This is a genomic window from Achromobacter sp. GW823-FHT04E03 (genome assembly GCF_058796095.1).
This window is the reverse complement of the sequence record NZ_JBXAIJ010000002.1, coordinates 466277-483347: the sequence shown is the minus strand read 5'-3', so window position 1 is coordinate 483347 and position 17071 is coordinate 466277. Positions and strand designations below refer to the sequence as shown.

The window sequence follows — 17071 nt, the reverse complement described above, 5'->3', positions numbered from 1 at the left end:
GGGTTCCGCACGGCAGATGAGGGTAGCAATGTCTTGGCGTTTCTTATTCGCAACGCTCCTGATCGCGCTTGGCGCGTCGGCCTGGGGCGGTATTCAACTGGGTGATTGGCTGGTGGCGCATGCGCCGGTGGCCGCGCCCGCTCCTGGCCAGGATGCCGCGGCATCCCAGCAGCCCGTACTGGATGCCAACGGCCGTCCTTACGTGGCCCAGCCTCCGCAGCCGCGCATCGACGGTACCTTGGGCGTGCCCGACAAGCCCGCCGACCGCGAATGGCAGGTCAACACCGTTTCGCTGTTCGACAGCGTCAGCGACCCTGCGGTGAAGATCTCGCGCGAACGCATCAGCCCGGACCAGGCCCGCGAAATCGCGGCAGCTTCGCAAGTGCCGCTGCCTTCGGGCACTTCGGACGTCAGCACCCTGGATCTGCAGGCTCCCGGCACGTCCACCGCCATCAACGGCGGCCAGGTCCAGGCAGGCGGCTACGGCACTCCGCAGATGGTGCAGGCGCCCCCGCCGCCCCCGAACACCGCGCAGGCGCCCGGCGCCCTGGGCTGGCAGGACGCGCTCAAGCGCGAACTCGCGCATTGCGCCACGCAAGGCTTCTTCGAACGCCCCTCGTGTTCCTGGGCCGCGCGCAACAAGTACTGCGGACCCAACCGCGCCTGGGGCACCATGGCCGAGTGCCCGGCTCGCCCGAACTGAAATATCGGCGCGCGGCATGCGCCGCATGACACCGACAAAAAAATGGCGCCCCGCAGGGCGCCATTTTTATGACAGGAACATTACTCCGGCACGGACATCTGGCTTTGCAGATAATTCTGGATGCCGACCTTGTCGATCAGGTCGATCTGCGTTTCCAGGTAGTCGATGTGCTCTTCGGTGTCGTCCAGGATGTCCTGGAACAGATCGCGCGAGACATAGTCGCGCACCGATTCGCAATGCGCGATCGCTTCCTTCACGGTCGCCTGCGCGCCTTGCTCCAGCTTCAGGTCACAGGCCAGCAATTCCGGCACGTCTTCGCCGATCAGCAGCTTATGCAGGTCCTGCAGGTTGGGCAGGCCGTCCAGCATGAAGATGCGCGCGATCAGGCGATCCGCATGCTTCATTTCGCCGATGGACTCTTCGTACTCGTGCTTGCCCAGCTTGTCGAAGCCCCAATGGTTCAGCATGCGGGCATGCAGGAAATATTGGTTGATGGCCGTCAGTTCGTTGGTCAGTTGCTTGTTCAGAAACTGGATGACGGTTTTGTCGCCTTTCATGATGGACTCCTTGCAGTCAGGCGCGACGCAGATGCATCGCGACAAAGGAGCGCACGATGCCGCGCGTACGCAACCCCGGCAGACTACCACCTGGCGCGGGGCCGCGCCTAGCCTTGCGCTGCATTTGGTAAACCGCTTTAGGAGCGCTACAAGAAAGCGACACGCCAATGAGAATGAGTATGCGTGCGTGATGCCTTGCATGCCGGCATCAGCAACGATGCGGCCTGACGGCGCGCGATGCCGCCGAATCCGCCGCGCGATCCACGCGATCGCTGGCAACGATGCGTCCCTCGACCGCGTGAAACGCGCCGGCTCGTGGCCGGCGGCATTTCGTTGCGGATCGGCAACCTCGGCTGGGGCTGCGCGTTACTCGGCGCGCCGCGTGGCCAGCCAGATGCCCAACGCGATCGGGACGATGCCCAGCAGATCCAGCCACGATACGTGCTCGCCCAGCACCAGCCACCCGAACAGCAGGCCCAGCGGCGGCATCAGGAAGTGCAGCGCGCTTGCCGCAGTAGCGCTGGCGCGGCCGAGAATCATGAACCACAGGTAGTAGCCGCCCATCGACACCGCGACAATCATGTAGGCCATGCTCCAGAACAGGCTGGCCGTCATGCGCGCATCGCCGATGTTCTCGTGCATCAACGCGAAGGGCAGCAAGGCTACGGCGCCGGCCAGGGACTGTATGCCCGTGGACGTCCACAGGCCGGAGGACGGCTTCAAACGCTTGTAGAGCAGCGTGCCGGCCACCAGCGCCACCAGGCCGCCCGTCACCAACAGCGTGCCATGCAGGTCCTCCTGCATGCCCGACAAGCGTGAACGCAGCACCAGGGCCACGCCCGCCAATCCCAGGCACAGGCCCAGCAGTTTGCGCCATCCCAGCCGTTCGCCCAGCACCGGGCCGGCCAGCACGCCGATGAGCAGCGGGTTGGTGCTGATCAGCACCGCGGTAAACGCCGACGACACCGTCGTCATGCCCGACCAGCTCAGGCCGAGGTACAGCGCGTTGTTCAGCACCCCCAACAGGATCAGCGCGGCCAGATCGCGCGCGCTTGGCATCTTCCAGCGGCCGCTCGCCGCCGCCAGGCCCAGCATCAAGGCTCCCGCGATCACGAAACGGATGGTCAGCAAGGTCAGCGGCGGACAGTCCCGCACGGCGATCTTGGCCGCAGCGAACGCCGAGCTCCACAGAAAGCAAAAAGCTGCGATGGGCGCCCAGCTGATGCCCGGCGAGGCTTGAGCTGGAATGGCGGCGGCGGAAAGGGTCGAGGTGGCCTTCATGATGAGTCCGGAAGGTGGCGCTAAGCCGCAATGGCGGCGGATGGACGAATTCTGCGCGGCCGCCCATCCATTGACAAACTCTTTATTCGGATCGAAAGTATTTAAAAAATGAATGCATGGAGCCGGCGATGCCTGACCTCGATCTTTTGCACAGCTTCGTGTCCGTCGTGGATGCCGGCGGCTTCACGGCGGCGGGCGAACGCGTACACCGCAGCCAATCCACGGTCAGCCAGCAGATCCGCAAGCTGGAGGAATCCCTGGAATGCGCGCTCTTCATCCGCGAAGGCCGCCAAGTCTTGCTGACCGAGGACGGCGAGCGTCTCTTGGGCTATGCCCGGCGGATGCTGGCCTTGTCGACCGAGGTCCGTGAAGCCGTCAGCGGGCGCAAGCGCGTGGACGTGATCCGGCTGGGCATCCCGGACGACTTCGCGGCTGACGCGCTGACCATTCTGGTGTCGGAATTTGCGCGGACCCGCCCAGGCGTGCGGCTATCGGTCCGCTGCGACCTGACTTCCGCGCTCACGCGCGCACTGGAGCGGGGCGACCTGGACGTGGCGCTGCTCAAACGCGAGCCCGGCGCGGGTGCCGCGTTGGCCGCCTGGCCCGAACACTTGCATTGGATCGGCGCACCCGGAATGGAACTCGCGTCCGCCGAGCCGGTGCCGCTGGTCGCGTTTCCGCAAGGCTGCATCTACCGCAATCGCGCCATCCATGCCCTGGAAGCTTCGGGCCGGCACTGGCGCATCGCCTACGAAAGCCCGAATCTGATGGGCCTGCAAGCGGCGTTGACGGGAGGCTTGGGCGTGGCGCTGCTGGAGCGGCGTTGCCTCTTGCCGGACCATCGGATCATCGACGCAGGGCTGCCGTCCGTGCCGTCGACCGAATTGGCGTTATGCCTGGCCGATACGCTGCGCGAACCTGCGCGCCAACTGGCGATGACTATCCGGGAATTTTGCGAGAAAGAAGCAACGCGGCCCGCTGCGTGACGGCAGCGAGCCGGTAAGAGACGACCATCCTCAGGCGATGGCGACCAGGGGAATCGGGAAGCTGCTGTTGGCAGCAGGCGCGCCCGACTCGACCAGAGCGGCCGGAGGATTGACCGGAACGGCTATGGAACGCACGTCGCATACGCTGGAACAGCGTCCACCCGGCAGGTATTCGGTCGCGGTAGCCGCGCAGCAGCCGCAGCACGTGGCCACGCCCAGCTCGAATTGCAGGTCGGAAAGCGTCGTCGCGCCCGCGTCCACGCTGGCGCGGACTTGGCGTTCGGTGATGGCATTACATACGCAAATGTACATGAGAATAATTATCGAAAATTATTCCGCTACTGACAAGCCCCGCGTGCAAATAAATTTGCAACCAAAGTGTCACGCAAGTCATTGAAATTAGGGACGAATTTTCATAACCCCGTCCCTCATTTCATGACCCGGCTCAGCGGGCTGCCGCCTGCGCCTTGCGCAAGGCCGCTGGGGCTATCCGCAGCGCTTCGCGGTACTTTGCCACCGTCCTTCGGGCGATGACTATCCCCTGATCGGCCAGCTTTTGCATGATCTGGCTGTCGGACAAAGGCTTGGCCCGGTTCTCTTCGGCCACCATCTGGCGGATGAAAGTCTGCACTGCCGTGGCCGAGGTGGCATCCCCGCCGTCCGTCGAAACCCCGGTGCCGAAGAAGCGCTTGAGTTCCAGCGTGCCAAACGGAGTGAGCATGTACTTCTGTGTTGTGGCCCGTGAAATGGTGGATTCATGCAAACCGAGCTCGCCGGCGATGTCCTTCAGGATGAGCGGCCGCATGGCGGCCGGCCCCTGGCTGAAGAAGGCCGTCTGGTGCTGCACGATGGCCTGGGCCACCCGCAGGATGGTGTCGAAGCGCTGTTCCACGTTGCGGATCATCCAACGGGCCTGCTGCAGCTGCGATTGCAGGCCCGCATGCGCGGATTCCTTCTGGTTGCCCAGCATCTGGGCGTACAGCCCGTTGATCTGCAGCTTGGGCACGGCGGCGCTGTTGAGGGTGACCTGCCAGCCGCCGCGCGTCTTGCGTACGATGACGTCCGGCACCGCGTAATCGGCCGCGGGCACGGTCCAGGCACGCCCCGGGCGGGGCTCCAGGCGCAGGATCAGGGCATGGGCGGAGCGGAACGTGGCTTCGTCGCAGCCCACGGCCGCGCACAGGCGCGCGGCGTTGCCCGTCGCCAGCAAGGCCAGGTGCTGCGCGCAGATCTGGCGCGCGCAAGCCAGGACCGCGGCATTCGCGGCTTCAGGCAGTCGATCCAGATCCGGGTTGCGTAGCTGCAACAGCAGGCATTCCGCCATGTCGCGCGCGCCTATGCCGGGCGGATCGAAAGACTGCAAAAGCGACAAGGCCGCCTTCAGCTCGTCGATGTCCGGTTCCAGTTCGGGCGGCAACCAGTCCAGGATTTCCTCCAGCGGTGATCCCAGGTAGCCGTTTTCGTCCAGCTCGTCGATCAGAAGACCGGCGAGCGCGGCGTCGCGCGGCGCGGCGCGCGTCAACATCAGTTGGCCCAGCAGGTGCTCGCGCAGCGTATCCGGCCGAGCGGCCTCGGGCCGGCTGGAGTCTTCGTCGGGGTAGACCCCGCCCGAACCCGGCATTTCATCCACCGGCGATTCGCGTTCGGCGGCGGGCTCGTCATCCTGCACCGAGGACTCGCGGTCGGACTCGGCCGGCGCCTCGGCCGACGGCGCTTCGTCCTGCCGCTCCAAGAGCGGGTTCTCCGCCAGCACTTGCGAAATCTCGGCTTCGAGGTCGAGCGTGGACAGCTGCAACAATCGGATCGATTGCTGCAGTTGTGGCGTCAGCGTCAAATGCTGACCTGGTCGCAGTTCTAAAATTGGACGGGTCATAGGTACAATATTTTGCATGATGAATCTGACTTCGCCCGCAAGCGTCCGCCAGGACTGCCGCCTCATTGGCCAGACCCTGCTCAAACTGGCGCTTCCCCGACTCGTAATGCGTGCGATCGTCATCGCCGTCGCTGTGGTCATCTGGTATCTCGCCGCCAACTGGATACTGAATTTCGGCCGCACCGTGAACTACGAGTTCCTGCATTCCCTGGGGCAGCCGACCGTGGACATGGTGCAGAAGGTCAACCCCTACATCTGGTGGGTGGTGGCCGGCATCTGGACCCTGATCGTGTTCTTCACGCTGCGCGCCTGGCTGTCCGCCAGCCTGGCTTCCGGCAGCGCCACCCCGGTCGAAACCAGCGTGCTGGCCGACCTGGCGCCCAACCTGACCGAAGAAACGCTGGGCGTGCTGCGCTGGACCTGGGGCGATCGCCAGGAGCCCTTCACGGTGGGCGATCTGCGCCGCTCCCTGTCTGAAATCCGCCACAACCGCGCCGGCAAGATCGCCATGGTCGCGGAACAGGCCCGCATCCTGGAGTCGTCCGACCGCCAGCCGCGCGATCCGCGCGACGAGGTCCGCCGCGAAGCACGCAGCGAACGCTACGTGGAACCGCGCATCGGCCCGGCCCGGTAAGCCCGTCCGTCCTCCCTCCATTGCCATAGCAGGCCGCCGACAGGCGGCCTGTTTTTTTGCTTCAGCCGTACGCCTGGCCTGGCAACCCCATAGCGTGCCTCCCGCCCCCCGTCCAACCTCGTTTTGCCGAATATTCTTCAGCAAAATGCGTTGCCACCGGCATATATTTCACCTCAACACAAAAGAGTGTTCAGTTGCGCATTCGGCAAAAATGTGTTTGACTAGCAACCTATGGCCGCTCACCGCACCCCCTTCGCGATTGCCACCGGACGCTACGACGCTCCGGTTGCCGGCCTGCGCGCTCGTTTCTCCTCCTACGCGCTATCGCTATACCTACCGATCGGTTGCCGGGCCTAGTGTCCCCGTGGTAGCTCGGCAACCACGCTTGCCACACGCGATTTCCCCCTTTTATCTCTGAATCCTGCCGGTCAATCACGGCAAATCCTGGCGCAAGACCGCAATCCGGTCGCGCAGCCGCCTAGGGAAGCATTCCCGGGATTCAAAAGAAACCGATCGAGGTGTAGTAATGATGCTTGCCAACCCCGCCACCAAATACGTCCCCTTCGCGCCCTTTACCCGCGACTTTTCCGAACGCACCTGGCCCAGCCGCCGCATCACCAAGGCGCCGATCTGGATGAGCACGGACCTGCGTGACGGCAACCAGGCCCTGATCGAGCCGATGAGCGTCGAGCGCAAGCTCCGCTTCTTCGAACAGCTGGTGAAGATCGGCTTCAAGGAAATCGAAGTGGGCTTCCCGTCCGCTTCGCAGACCGACTTCGATTTCGTGCGCAAGCTCATCGACGAAAAGCGCATTCCTGACGACGTCACCATCATCGTGCTGACCCAGTCGCGCGAAGACCTGATCAGCCGCACGGTGGAATCCGCCGCCGGCGCCAAGCAAGCCATCGTCCACCTGTACAACGCCTGCGCCCCGGCGTTCCGCAAGGTCGTGTTCAACATGAGCAAGGACGAAATCAAGAACATCGCCACCACCGGCACGCGCCTGGTGAAGCAGTACATGGCGCAGCACCCGGAAACGCAATGGCGCTACCAGTACTCGCCCGAAGTCTTCAGCACCACCGAACCCGAGTTCGCGCTGGAAGTCTCCAACGCCGTGGCCGACGTATGGCAGCCCACGCCCGAGTGCAAGATGGTGCTGAACCTGCCCGCCACCATCGAGGCCACCAGCCCCAATCTGTACGCCGACCAGATCGAATGGATGCACAAGAACCTGGCGCGCCGCGACAGCATCGTGCTCAGCGTGCACCCGCACAATGACCGCGGCACCGCCGTGGCCGCCGCCGAATTCGCCGTGATGGCCGGCGCCGACCGCATCGAAGGCTGCCTCTTCGGCAGCGGCGAGCGCACCGGCAACGTCGACCTCGTCACCCTGGCCTTGAACCTCTACACGCAGGGCGTGCATCCGGGCCTGGACTTCTCGGACATCGACGAAGTGCGTCGCTGCGCCGAGTACTGCAACCAGTTGCCCGTTCACCCGCGCCACCCGTACGCGGGCGACCTGGTCTTCACCGCGTTCTCGGGCTCGCACCAGGATGCCATCAAGAAGGGCTTTGCCCAGCAACAGGCTGACGCCGTCTGGGAAGTGCCTTACTTGCCGATCGACCCGGCCGACCTCGGCCGCAGCTACGACGCCGTCATCCGCGTGAACAGCCAGTCGGGCAAGGGCGGCGTGTCGTACCTGCTGGAACAGGAACACGGCCTGGTGTTGCCGCGCCGCCTGCAGATCGAATTCAGCCGCGCCATCCAGCGCGTGACCGACGAAACCGGCCGCGAAGTCACGGCCGACGACGTGCACACCATCTTCAACCGCGAATACCTCGAGCAGAAGTCGCCGTGGAAGCTGGTGCGCCACCGCATCGACGGCAATCCGTCGGCCGGCGAAGGCCAGCACTTCAGCATCGAAGCTGAATTGGAATACAACGGCGAACGCCGCATCGTGACGGGCAAGGGCGACGGCGCCATCTCGGCCTTCGTGGCCGCGCTGGACGTGCCCGTGCGCATCATGGACTACCACGAGCACGCCATCGGCACCGGCACCGACACGCGCGCCGCGTCCTATGTCGAACTGCGCGTCGGCGAATCCAGCACGGGCTTTGGCGTGGGCATCGACCGCGACATCGTGACGGCTTCCTTCCAGGCCGTGCTGAGCGCCGTCAACCGCCACATCAATGCCGGCGCCGTGACAGCAACCGAGCAAGAAACCGCCGAAACCGCGTGATCCGCAATCCGGCGTAAAAAAGCCAGCCTTATCGGGCTGGCTTTTTCTTTGGACGCGCGCCGCGCTTATCCGCGTGGCCAGATGTCGGCCGCGCCGATATCTGGCGCGGTGGCCGCAAGGAGCCGCTGATGGACCCAAGCGGCGATTGCCAGCGTGCGGTGGTCGCTATAGCGCGCGCCGACCAGCTGCAACCCGACGGGCAAGCCCTGCGGGCCGGTGGCGAAGGGCAGGCTGAGGGAAGGATGGCCGAATACCGTCCACGCGCGCGAGAACTGCGGATCGCCCGTACCCAGGTCCGCGAACGGCGCCTCGCCGCTGGCGCTGGGCGCAAGCAGCACGTCGTATTTGTCGAACCAGGTGTCCACGCGCGCGCGCGACTCGGCGACGCGCATCAGGTTCTTCTGGTGTTCTTCAGCGGTGATGCGCGAGCCCGCTTCCAGGATGGCCTGGATCTTGGGACTGAGCTGCGCCGCATGCTCCAGGCGCTCGTAGGCCAGCGCCTGCGAAGCTTCAAACGCCATGATGTCCGCATGCAGCTGCACCAGAACGCAATGCTCGGGCGGCAGCGGCAATTCTTCGACCACGGCGCCGGCGCGCGACAGGATGGCCGCGGCCTGCGCGTAGGCTTCCTTGGTTTCGGGCAGCGCATGCCGCCATTGCAGGCTGCGGTACATGCCGATACGCGGCTTGCCGTCATAGGCCAGATCAAGCATGCGCGGATCGCGCATCAGGACGGAAGCAAACAATGCCACGTCCGGCACCGAACGCGCGAAACCGCCGATGGTGTCCAGGGACTCCGCCAGGCTTTTGACGCCCGCGCGGGAAATGCTGCCAAAGGTGGGTTTGAAGCCCACGATGCCGCAATAGGAAGCAGGGCGGATGATGGAAGCCGCGGTCTGCGTACCCAATGCGAAGGGCACCATGTCGTCGGCCACCGCCGCGGCCGAACCGCTGGACGAACCGCCGGGCGAGTAGGCTTCGTTGCGAGGATTGCGCGTGGGGCCTGCCAAATAGGTGGCGAATTCAGTCGTCACGGTCTTGCCGACGACGATCGCGCCCGCGCCCCGGCACAGCGCCACCGAGGCCGCGTCCAGGCCCGGATGGTGGCGTTCATAGATGGGGGACCCATAGCGCGTGGGCAGGTCGACGGTGTCGAACAGGTCCTTCACGCCCATGGGCAGGCCATGCAGCACGCCGCGCAGCGCGCCGCGGTCCAATTCCTGCGCGCGATCCAGCGCGGCCTGCTTTTGCAGCGCGGTCCAGGCGTGGATGGTGCTTTCGCGTTGCTCGATGCGCGCAAAGCATGCGCGCACCAATTGCTCTGCGGTCAATTCGCGCCGTTGCAGCTTGCGCGCGGCTTCCAGCGCGCCAAGTCTGTTCAAGGCAGTAGACATGGTCCTTTCCTCTTTACCGGTACCGCGCGTGTCGCACGGCAGCTAAATACGCACCCGGTCCCCTTTGACCGAGGATCCGCCTTTATGCGCGGCATATTGCCGCGCAGTTCGGATGGACCGACTCCAGCCATTGTGCGCGCTGCGTCAATTGGGATAAACACCGAAAAAGCCGCTTTTTCCCGGGGAAATCGCATGCCGCGCCATGGCAATTTATTGTTGCGTCGGCATCAGCATAGCGCAAACCCGTGCAATACAAAGGTCATATTTGTCGAGTAATATGAAATCGTTTTCACGAATCTCGGCAGCACTCCCGCCATGGCCTCGCGCTCGTCGCCCCGCTTTTCCATCATTGAAGTGGCCCGCAAGGCCGGGGTCTCCCCGGCAACGGTTTCGCGCGCGTTCAACCAGCCCGAGATCGTTCATCCCGACACGCTCGCACATATCCGCAACGTCGCCAAGCGCGCGGGCTTCCGGCCCAATCGCGTGGGCCGCAGCCTGCGTTCAGGCAGCACGCGCACCATCGGCCTGATACTGCCCACGCTGTCCAATCCCGTGTTCGCCGAGTGCTTCGAAGGCGCGGAACGGCGCGCGCGGGAATCGGGCTACAGCGTCATGCTGACCGCCACAGGCTACGAACCTGCGGTGGAATCCGCCGCGGTCCAGGGCCTGATGGACCATCAGGTCGACGGCCTGATCCTGACGGTCGCCGACGCCGCCAAAAGCGCCACGCTGGATGACCTGGACCATGCCGGCATACCCTACGTGCTGGTCTACAACGAGTCCGGTGCCCATCCCTTCGCGTCGGTCGACAATCGCGCCGCCGCCAGCGACATGGTGGCCCACCTAGCAGCGCTGGGCCATCGCCGCATCGCGCTGGTCACGGGTCCGCTGACTGCATCGGACCGCGCCCGCCGCCGGCTGACGGGCGCGCGCGCCTGCGCCAAGCGCCTGGGCCTGGACGACATCCAGCACATCTCCATGAGTTCGCACACAGGCAGCGACCTGGATGCCCTGAAGGCTGCGCTGCGCGGCAAGCAGGCGCCCACCGCCTTGTTCTGTTCCAACGACCTGCTGGCCACGGCCGTCATCGCGGACCTGGTGGGCCTGGGGCTGTCCGTGCCCGCCGATATCTCGGTGTGCGGCTTCGACGGCATGCGCTTTGGCGCCTTGCTGACGCCGCCCCTGACCACCGTAGCCCAGCCCAGCGACGGCATTGGCGAGACGGCCTGCTCGAACCTGCTGGCGCAGATCCAGGGCCAACCGCCGCATTCGGACCGCCTGCCGCACTGCATCGTCGTAGGCGGCACCGCCGCGCCGGTGCGCCGCTGAGGTCTTTTCCTACAACACTATTCTTCGGTACATGCGTCATGCTCATCGCACAAATCACCGACCTGCACATGCGCACCCCGGGCGACAAGGCCTACGGCATCATCGATCCGGCGGCGTTCCTGGCGCCCGCGGTGCGCGCGCTCAATGCCCTGACCCCGCGCCCCGACTGCGTCCTTATCACGGGCGATCTGACTGACCTGGGCCGCCCGCACGAATACCAAGTTCTGCGCGACCACTTGCAGGCGCTGGAGATTCCGTATTTCCTGCTGCCCGGCAACCACGACGACCGCGCCCAGCTGCGCGCGGCCTTCCCCGACCACGGCTATCTGCAAGGCGAAAGCCCGTTCATCCAATACACCATCGAGACCTATCCGTTGCGCATGCTGGCGCTGGACACGGTGGTGCCCATGAAGAGCCATGGCGAACTCTGCCAGGACCGCCTGGACTGGCTGGCCGCGCGCCTGGCCGAACAGCCCGAGCGGCCCACGTTGGTTCTGATGCACCATCCGCCTTTCCTGACGGGCATCGAACATATGGACGCCATTGGCCTGCTGGCTGGCGCGCCCGAGCTCGAACGCATCGTGGCGCGCTTTCCCAACGTGGAGCGCGTGCTTTGCGGCCACCTGCACCGCACGATCTTCCAGCGCTTCGGCGGCACCATCGCGTCCACCTGTCCAGGCACCGCGCATCAGCTTGCGCTGGAACTGGGGCCGCGGCCGACGCTGCAATACATCATGGAACCGCCGGGTTATCAGTTGCATTGGTGGCAAGGCAAGAACCTGGTCACGCACCACGCGGTCATTGGGGAATACCCCGGCCCGTACCCCTTTGCCTGAGGCCCTAGACTACGAAAGTTTGTCCTGCCATACATCCGTCATGTTTGCGCTGCACAATGAAAAGGTTTTCATAACAGGCAACAATGCGGATCTAACTATTAGATCTTCGAGACAGCATGTCATCCATCGTTCTGGATAACCTCACCAAACAATATGGCAACGCCGCCGCGATCCATGGGGTGAGCTTCACGGTTCCCGCCGGCAGCTTCACGGTCCTGCTTGGCCCGTCCGGCTGCGGCAAATCCACCACCTTGCGCATGATTGCCGGGCTGGACACGCCGACCTCTGGCACCATCCAGATCGGCGACCGCGACGTCACCCAGCTGCCGCCTGCCAAGCGCCGCATCTCGATGGTGTTCCAGTCGTACGCCCTGTTTCCGCACCTGTCGGTGCGCGAGAACATCCTGTTCGGTCTCAAGGTGCGCAAGGAGCCGGCGCGCGACTACGACCGCCGCCTGCAACGCGTGGCTGGCCTCTTGGGCCTGAACCATCTGCTGGACCGCAAGCCCTCGCAATTGTCGGGCGGCCAGCAGCAGCGCGTGGCGCTGGGCCGCGCCGTGATCTCCGAAGCGCCGGTGTGCCTGATGGACGAACCGCTGTCCAACCTGGACGCGCAGCTGCGCCATGAAATGCGCCGCGAGATCCGCGCCTTGCAGCAGGACCTGGGCATCACCATGGTCTACGTGACGCACGACCAGACCGAAGCCATGAGCATGGCCGATCAGGTAGTGCTGCTGCGCGGCGGCAAGATTGAACAGCACGACACGCCCGACGGCCTGTACGCGCGGCCCGCCACCGAATTCGCCGCGCGCTTCATCGGCACGCCGCCCATGAACCTGATCGGCCTGAGCTCCGCGCAGGGCGCCACCATCATCGCCGGCACGCAGGGCCGCGCCATCGCCGGCGCCCCCGCGGGCGCCGTGAAGCTGGGCGTGCGTCCCGAACACATCCGCATCGACGCCAACGGCGTTCCCGCCACCGTGGAAAGCGTGGAGTACTTCGGCGCGGACTCCATCGTGGTCTGCCGCGTGGGCGACACCAGCGGCGTGGCCGTGCGCGTGGGCGGTCACTTGCGCGCCGGCACGGGCGAAACACTGGGCCTGTCCTGGCAGGACGGCCAGCAGCACTTCTTTGCCGCCGATTCGGCGGTCATCAACTCCGCTGGCCGCTAGGGCCCGTACACAGGAAAGGAAACCAACATGCGTCGCATCGTACTGAAAACCCTGGCCGCCAGCCTGGCCGCCGCCTGCCTGTCGCTGCCTGCGCAGGCGCAGAACAAGCCCGTCGAGGTGGAGTTCTATTACCCCGTCGCGGTCGGCGGCCCGATCACCAAGATCGTCGACGACATGGTGGCGGATTTCCAAAAGGAAAATCCCGACATCAAGATCAAGCCGATCTACGCGGGCTCCTACCAGGACTCCATCGCCAAGGCGCTGACCGCGCTCAAGGGCGGCACGCCGCCGCAGCTGGCGGTGCTGCTGTCCACCGACATGTTCACGCTGATCGACGAGGATGCCATCGTCCCGATCGACAGCCTGGCCAAGAGCGACGCCGACAAGAAGTGGCTGGGCGGCTTCTATGACGCCTTCATGCAGAACAGCCGCACCGGCGGCCATACCTGGGGCGTGCCGTTCCAGCGTTCGACCATCGTCATGTACTACAACAAGGATCTGTTCAAGGCTGCGGGGCTGGATCCCGAGCGCGCGCCGGCGACCTGGGCCGAACTGGTCGAATACGGCAAGAAGCTGACCAAGCAGGACGCCTCCGGCAATACCACGCAGTGGGGCATCGAGATCCCTTCGGGCGGCGCCTTCGCCTACTGGCTGTTCCAGGCGCTGACCACGCCCAACGGCGCGATCCTGATGAACGAGGCCGGCAACGAGGTCTACCTGGACAAGCCCGCGGTGGTGGAAGCCGCGCAGTTCTGGCGCGACCTCTCGGCCAAGCACAAGATCATGCCGACCGGCACCATCGACTGGGGCACCACGCCCAAGGACTTCCTGGAAAAGAAGGCCGCCATGGTCTGGACCACGACGGGCAACCTGACCAACATCCGCAAGAACGCGGACTTCCCGTTCGGCGTGGCCATGATGCCGCAGCAAAAGCGCGGCGGCAGCCCGACCGGCGGCGGCAACTTCTACATCTTCAAGAGCGGAACGCCGGCGCAGCAGCAGGCCGCGCTGAAGTTCGCGCAATGGGTCACCACGCCCGAGCGCGCCGCCGACTGGAGCATCGCCACGGGCTACGTGGCCGTGACCCCGGCCGCCTGGCAGACCGAAAAGATGAAGAAGTACGCGCAGGAAGTGCCGGCCGCCGCGGTCGCGCGCGACCAGCTGGAAGTCAGCGTGGCGGAGTTCTCCACGCATGAAAACCAGCGCGTCACCAAGACCCTGAACGACGCCCTGCAGGCTGCCCTGACCGGTTCCAAGACGCCGCAACAGGCCCTGACCGACGCGCAACGCGAGGCCGACCGCATACTGCGTCCCTACAAGTAAAGCCGACAAGCACGATGAGCCGCTCTTTAAACGCGCTTTATGGCTGGCTGCTGTTGCTGCCAGCCATCGTGCTGCTCGCCGCCTTCACGCACTACCCGGCGGTGGCGACGCTATGGCACAGCTTTTTCTCCACCCCCAAGGGCGCGCGCCCCGCGCGCTTCGTGGGGCTGGACAACTACGCCGTCATGCTCGACGACCCGGTGTTCTGGCAGTCGCTGTGGAACAACCTGTGGTTCGCGCTGGGCACCATCCCCACGTCCATCGGCATCGCGCTGATCATGGCGCTGTGGGTCAACCGCAACCTGAGCGGTCGCGGTTTCCTGCGCATGGCCTACTTCACGCCCACGGTGCTGCCCATGGTCGCGGTGGCCAACATCTGGCTGTTCTTCTACACGCCGCAATACGGGTTGATCGCCCAGGTGATGCAGCTGTTCGGCTCGCCAGGCCCCAACTGGCTGGGCAACCGCGAGACCGCGCTGCCCGCGCTGATGCTGGTGACGGTCTGGAAGGAGTCCGGCTTCTTCATGATCTTCTACCTGGCCGCCCTGCAGACAGTATCGCCGTCGCTGCGCGAGGCCGCGATGCTGGAAGGCGCGTCGCGCTGGCAGTACTTCCGCCGCATCCTGTGGCCGCTGCTGATGCCCACCACCCTCTTCGTGCTGATCAATGCCCTGATCAACGCGTTCCGGCTGGTGGACCACGTGGTGGTCATGACGCGCGGTGGACCGGATAACGCCAGCACGCTGCTGCTGTACTACATCTACCAGGTGGGTTTCAGTTTCTGGGACACGGCTTACGCCGCCACGCTGACCGTCGTGTTGCTGGTGGTGCTGGCGCTGACTGCGCTGGTCAAGTTCCGCTGGCTGGACCGCAGGACGCACTATCAATGAAAGACAAGCTCGATACCCTGGGCGCCTGGGCGCTCGGCCTGCTGTGGATCCTGCCCCTGGCCTATGCCATGTGGGCGGCGTTCCATCCGCCCGCCTACGCAACCCGCTTCGACCTGTTCGCCCCGCTGACGCTGGACAACTTCGTGCGCGCCTGGCACGCGGCGCCGTTCCCGCGTTATTTCCTCAATACCTTCCTGCTGGTCACCATGGTGCTGGCGGCGCAACTGGTGCTGTCGACGCTGGCCGGCTACGCCTTCGCGCGCTTCGAGTTCCGCGGCCGTGATTTCGTCTTCATGCTGGTGCTGCTGCAGCTGATGATCATGCCGGACGTGCTGCTGGTGGAAAACTACCGCTCCATGAGCCAGCTGGGCATCCGCGACACGGTGTTCGCCATCGGCCTGCCTTACTTTGCATCCGCCTTCGGCATCTTCCTGCTGCGCCAGACCTTCAAGACGGTGCCTCGGGAACTGGAAGAAGCCGCGCGCATGGAAGGCGCCAACGCGCTTCAGGTGCTTTGGAAGGTTTATGTGCCGCTGGCCAAGCCGATCTACGTGGCCTACGGGCTGGTATCGGTCAGCCACCACTGGAACAACTTCCTGTGGCCGCTGATCATCACCAACTCGGTCGAATCGCGGCCGCTGACGGTGGGCCTGCAGGTGTTCTCGTCCACCGACCAGGGCATCGACTGGTCGGTCATCACGGCCGCAACGCTGATGTCGGCGGCGCCGCTCCTGATCGCCTTCCTGCTGTTCCAACGGCAGTTCGTGCAATCTTTCATGCGGGCTGGCATCCGCTAGTCCCGCCTGCGGGACCGGCTCAAATGAAAACTGCCCCTACGGGGGCAGTTTTGCTTGGAGATGAGGCCGGGTCGCTCAGTAACCTACCGTCAGCCCCGGCAAATCCACCGTGATGCGCGGGCGTTCCAGCGCCAGCGCCAGGTGCTCCGCGAACTCGCGAGCCTCTTTTTCGTCGGTGGACAGGGTGTCGTAGCCCAGCGCGTCGGCCACGCCCAGCACCTTGTCCAGCAGCAGGACCTTGCCGCTGGGACGCAGCGGTTCGCAACCCAGCGTTTCCCAGGCGCTGTCGAACCAGTCGCGCGCATCGCTCTGGCGCTGCGGCGAGGGCTCGACGCTGGCCGAGAGGTCAAGCGAACGGCGGGAGTCGAAAACGATGGTGATGTCGCAGCGCATGTCAGGGTTCCTTGGGGTGGCGTCAGGCGAGTAGGGTAGGCAAAAAACGCCGGGCAGATTGTCCGCCCGGCGACATTGGGCTCGCCGGCTTACCAGCCGCGCGACACCTCCCAGGTGACTTCGGCGTTTGCCGCCAAGGACTGGCGCATCATGTCCAGCAGGGGAAAGGCGCGTTCCTTCAGGCCCACCATGCGGGCCATGGGCGAGGCCGGGGCCTTGTCCTCGTCTTCTTCCTCGGAGCCGTCATGGGCGCTCTGGTATTCGTCGATCGCGCGTTCGATGCCGCTGATGGCCGGCCCTAGCTGCTCGACGGTGAAAACGCCGCGCTCCGGGATCTTGTCCTTGAAGGACTTGCCGGCCGCCAGCAGCAGCGCGCCGGCATGGTCGGTCAGCATCAGAACCTCGGCCACGACCTTGGAATGAAAGGTGATCAGCATATTCCAGTCTCCCACATTGATTACTTACATACACTACCGCAACACCAGGGGGCTGCCAACTGGCCCGGGGCAGCAGGCCCGATGGACCGGCCCCATCCGTCCCCCCGGACCTGCCGCCGCCGCGTCCGCGCCCCTGGCGCAGGCCGGTCCGATGGCCAAATCAAGCTATGATTCAGGAGATTCCCGTGACAGCGGGACCTGACGCGGCCATGAATCCGGCGCGCGCG

The 17071-nt window shown here is 65.0% G+C and carries 17 protein-coding genes; 10 read left to right on the top strand and 7 right to left on the bottom strand.

Going from position 1 to position 17071, the window contains the following annotated elements; genetic code table 11:
• Positions 1-16 precede the first annotated feature (16 nt).
• Positions 17-703, top strand: a complete 687-nt coding sequence (locus AC1RHV_RS13540) for a hypothetical protein (RefSeq protein ID WP_175164340.1) — start codon at positions 17-19, stop codon at positions 701-703.
• Between the two features lie 80 nt (positions 704-783).
• On the opposite strand, the gene bfr is transcribed toward AC1RHV_RS13540, so the two are convergent.
• Positions 784-1260, bottom strand: a complete 477-nt coding sequence (gene bfr / locus AC1RHV_RS13535; protein WP_013390908.1) for a bacterioferritin — start codon at positions 1258-1260, stop codon at positions 784-786.
• A 366-nt stretch (positions 1261-1626) separates the two neighbouring features.
• The gene (locus AC1RHV_RS13530) at positions 1627-2541 is read right to left on the bottom strand and encodes a DMT family transporter (RefSeq protein WP_054455572.1); all 915 of its coding nucleotides are present in this window, start codon (positions 2539-2541) and stop codon (positions 1627-1629) included.
• 128 nt (positions 2542-2669) lie between these two features.
• Here AC1RHV_RS13530 and AC1RHV_RS13525 point away from each other — a divergent pair, with 128 nt between their 5' ends.
• The gene (locus AC1RHV_RS13525; protein ID WP_054455574.1) at positions 2670-3527 is read left to right on the top strand and encodes a LysR substrate-binding domain-containing protein; all 858 of its coding nucleotides are present in this window, start codon (positions 2670-2672) and stop codon (positions 3525-3527) included.
• Between the two features lie 30 nt (positions 3528-3557).
• On the opposite strand, the gene AC1RHV_RS13520 is transcribed toward AC1RHV_RS13525, so the two are convergent.
• On the bottom strand, positions 3558-3839 hold the full coding sequence (locus AC1RHV_RS13520; protein ID WP_054455575.1) for a (2Fe-2S)-binding protein: 282 nt from the start codon (positions 3837-3839) through the stop codon (positions 3558-3560).
• 133 nt (positions 3840-3972) lie between these two features.
• Positions 3973-5400 (bottom strand): RNA polymerase factor sigma-54, encoded by a 1428-nt coding sequence (rpoN, locus tag AC1RHV_RS13515; protein ID WP_492301068.1) that lies wholly within the window; start codon positions 5398-5400, stop codon positions 3973-3975.
• Positions 5401-5416: 16 nt separating this feature from the next.
• Here rpoN and AC1RHV_RS13510 point away from each other — a divergent pair, with 16 nt between their 5' ends.
• Both AC1RHV_RS13510 and leuA read left to right on the top strand, forming a co-directional pair.
• On the top strand, positions 5417-6034 hold the full coding sequence (locus tag AC1RHV_RS13510; protein ID WP_054455579.1) for a hypothetical protein: 618 nt from the start codon (positions 5417-5419) through the stop codon (positions 6032-6034).
• A gap of 526 nt (positions 6035-6560) precedes the next feature.
• On the top strand, positions 6561-8273 hold the full coding sequence (gene leuA, locus AC1RHV_RS13505) for a 2-isopropylmalate synthase (protein ID WP_054455581.1): 1713 nt from the start codon (positions 6561-6563) through the stop codon (positions 8271-8273).
• A 65-nt stretch (positions 8274-8338) separates the two neighbouring features.
• On the opposite strand, the gene AC1RHV_RS13500 is transcribed toward leuA, so the two are convergent.
• The gene (locus AC1RHV_RS13500) at positions 8339-9667 is read right to left on the bottom strand and encodes an amidase (protein ID WP_054455583.1); all 1329 of its coding nucleotides are present in this window, start codon (positions 9665-9667) and stop codon (positions 8339-8341) included.
• Positions 9668-9982: 315 nt separating this feature from the next.
• On the opposite strand from AC1RHV_RS13500, the gene AC1RHV_RS13495 reads away from it, so the two are divergent.
• The 6 genes from AC1RHV_RS13495 to AC1RHV_RS13470 all read left to right on the top strand — a co-directional run bounded on the left by AC1RHV_RS13495 (position 9983) and on the right by AC1RHV_RS13470 (position 16014).
• On the top strand, positions 9983-10996 hold the full coding sequence (locus AC1RHV_RS13495; protein ID WP_492301065.1) for a LacI family DNA-binding transcriptional regulator: 1014 nt from the start codon (positions 9983-9985) through the stop codon (positions 10994-10996).
• Positions 10997-11034: 38 nt separating this feature from the next.
• Positions 11035-11832: a phosphodiesterase gene (locus AC1RHV_RS13490; protein WP_054455587.1), complete on the top strand. Its 798-nt coding sequence runs from the start codon at positions 11035-11037 to the stop codon at positions 11830-11832.
• A gap of 116 nt (positions 11833-11948) precedes the next feature.
• Positions 11949-13004 (top strand): ABC transporter ATP-binding protein, encoded by a 1056-nt coding sequence (locus AC1RHV_RS13485; protein ID WP_492301063.1) that lies wholly within the window; start codon positions 11949-11951, stop codon positions 13002-13004.
• Between the two features lie 27 nt (positions 13005-13031).
• Positions 13032-14327 (top strand): ABC transporter substrate-binding protein, encoded by a 1296-nt coding sequence (locus AC1RHV_RS13480; protein ID WP_054455591.1) that lies wholly within the window; start codon positions 13032-13034, stop codon positions 14325-14327.
• Positions 14328-14341: 14 nt separating this feature from the next.
• A complete protein-coding gene (locus AC1RHV_RS13475) occupies positions 14342-15217 on the top strand; it encodes a carbohydrate ABC transporter permease (protein ID WP_054455593.1) in 876 nt (291 codons plus the stop codon).
• Entirely contained in the window at positions 15214-16014 is an 801-nt protein-coding gene (locus tag AC1RHV_RS13470) for a carbohydrate ABC transporter permease (RefSeq protein ID WP_042795754.1), read from the top strand. The genes AC1RHV_RS13475 and AC1RHV_RS13470 overlap by 4 nt, the downstream gene beginning before the upstream one ends.
• 75 nt (positions 16015-16089) lie before the next feature.
• Here AC1RHV_RS13470 and AC1RHV_RS13465 read toward each other — a convergent pair whose 3' ends face one another.
• Complete coding sequence (locus tag AC1RHV_RS13465) at positions 16090-16407, bottom strand: hypothetical protein (RefSeq protein WP_492301060.1); 318 nt, start codon at positions 16405-16407, stop codon at positions 16090-16092.
• An 89-nt stretch (positions 16408-16496) separates the two neighbouring features.
• Positions 16497-16844 carry a DUF1840 domain-containing protein gene (locus AC1RHV_RS13460; protein WP_054455597.1) on the bottom strand — a complete coding sequence of 116 codons (348 nt, stop codon included), beginning with the start codon at positions 16842-16844 and terminating at the stop codon, positions 16497-16499.
• Positions 16845-17071: the final 227 nt, after the last annotated feature.